The 1,416-nt window shown below is 75.4% G+C and carries 1 protein-coding gene and 1 pseudogene; one reads left to right on the top strand and one right to left on the bottom strand.

Features of this window, described 5'->3' with window-relative positions; all coding sequences use genetic code 11:
• Nucleotides 1-756 (bottom strand): SCO1860 family LAETG-anchored protein (locus AB0K09_RS33350; RefSeq protein ID WP_366069130.1); only part of this gene is annotated, 756 nt, incomplete at its 3' end.
• A 259-nt stretch (nucleotides 757-1,015) separates the two neighbouring features.
• Between AB0K09_RS33350 and AB0K09_RS33345 the strand changes: the two are divergent.
• Nucleotides 1,016-1,416, top strand: a pseudogene (locus tag AB0K09_RS33345) (hypothetical protein); the annotation flags it as partial.

Raw genomic sequence — 1,416 nt, 5'->3', positions numbered from 1 at the left:
GGCCGAGGCCGGCAGGGCCAAGGGCTTCCCGGCGGTGGCCTCTTGGCCGGCGCCCGGCGTCTCGCAGTGCGCCTCCGCCAGCGTCACGTTGCCGCGCACCTGCGCGACGTTGAGCTTGAGCGGGTCGACCGAGACCTCCAGCCGGAGCGCGGTGGCGGCGGCGGTGCGGGTCGTGGTGGCGGTCTTCGACAGGTCGAGGCGGACCTGCCCGACGCCGGGTACGTCGACCTTGGTCGGCCCGGTCGCGGAGAGGGTGACCCGCCGGCCCAGGACCACGACGTCACCGGGCAGGTTCGAGGACGCGACGGGCTTCTTGCCGGCCTCGCAGACGGCCTCGGAGGTGACCTGCCCGATCTCGACGAGGGACAGCACGGGCAGGCCGGGCACGTGCACCTTGGCGTGCACGAGATGGGCGTAGCCCTTCGCCGTGCCCTGCCCCGTCGTGGCCCTGGCGGTGGCCGCGTCGGCGCGCAGGATGCCGACGGGCCTGCCCTGTTCGACTCCGTCGAGGGTGACGGTGAGGGTGGTGCGGTCGGCGGAGGCCGGGGCGTGCACGTCGTCGAGGGACGTCTCGACGGGCACATGGGCCCTCCCGCCGAGCAGCGAGACGTCGAGCCCGGCGCGCAGGACGACGGCGTCGGCCTGGCCGGTGTCCCCGCCCGTGGGGGTGCCGGTGGCGTGCGCGGGTGCGGCGGCGAGGGCCAGGGCGGTGGCGGTCGCCGTCGCGGCGAGCGCCGTGCGACGGCGTGCGGGCATGCCGAAGGAAGAGCCGGTGGTGCTGAACACGTGTGTGGAACCCCCACGGGAGAAAGGAGCCGGCGGCGCGCCGATGGGGGACATCGCGCGGCGGCGGCCTCGACCCCGCAATGTTCGATCACGTGAGGGTGAACAACCGCCCCTCCAGGGCCAGTTCACCCCAAAGGATGGGTTTCGCCTGCGCTTTCGATTTCCGTCACGGCAGAGGCCGGGAGAGGATCGGCCCGTGACGGCAGGGACGGGGACAGGGACAGGGGCGGTGACGGCACGGCCGGTGTGCCGCAGGGTGTGGACGTGGTCCGCGACGAGGGTCGCGACGGCGGGCGTGCTGGCCGAGCTGCCGCTGGTGGGCCTGGGGCTGTGGCTGTGGGGGGCCTCGCAGCCCGTCCCGGACGGGGAGCCGGGTCCACAGAGCCCGGCTCTGGCCGTCTTCGCCCTGCCGGTGCTGCTGCCGTTCGCGGCTGTCCTGGCTCTGGTCCTCGCCGTCACCGTCGTGCTGCCCACCACGGCCCTGGCCCGCCGGGCGGGGGCCTGGTGGTGGGTGCCCGTGGCGGCCGCCGTGCCGGCCGCGGTCGTGGTAGCCGCGGCGGGAGCGGCGATCGTGGCGCTGGGCGGGTCCTTGGCGGAGCCGGCGGCGCTTCTGGGGTGGTGGCTCGCGAC

The organism is Streptomyces sp. NPDC049577, from assembly GCF_040675635.1.
GTDB lineage: Bacteria > Actinomycetota > Actinomycetes > Streptomycetales > Streptomycetaceae > Streptomyces.
The sequence above is the reverse complement of the archived record's forward strand: the minus strand, read 5'-3'. Positions and strand labels throughout refer to the sequence as shown.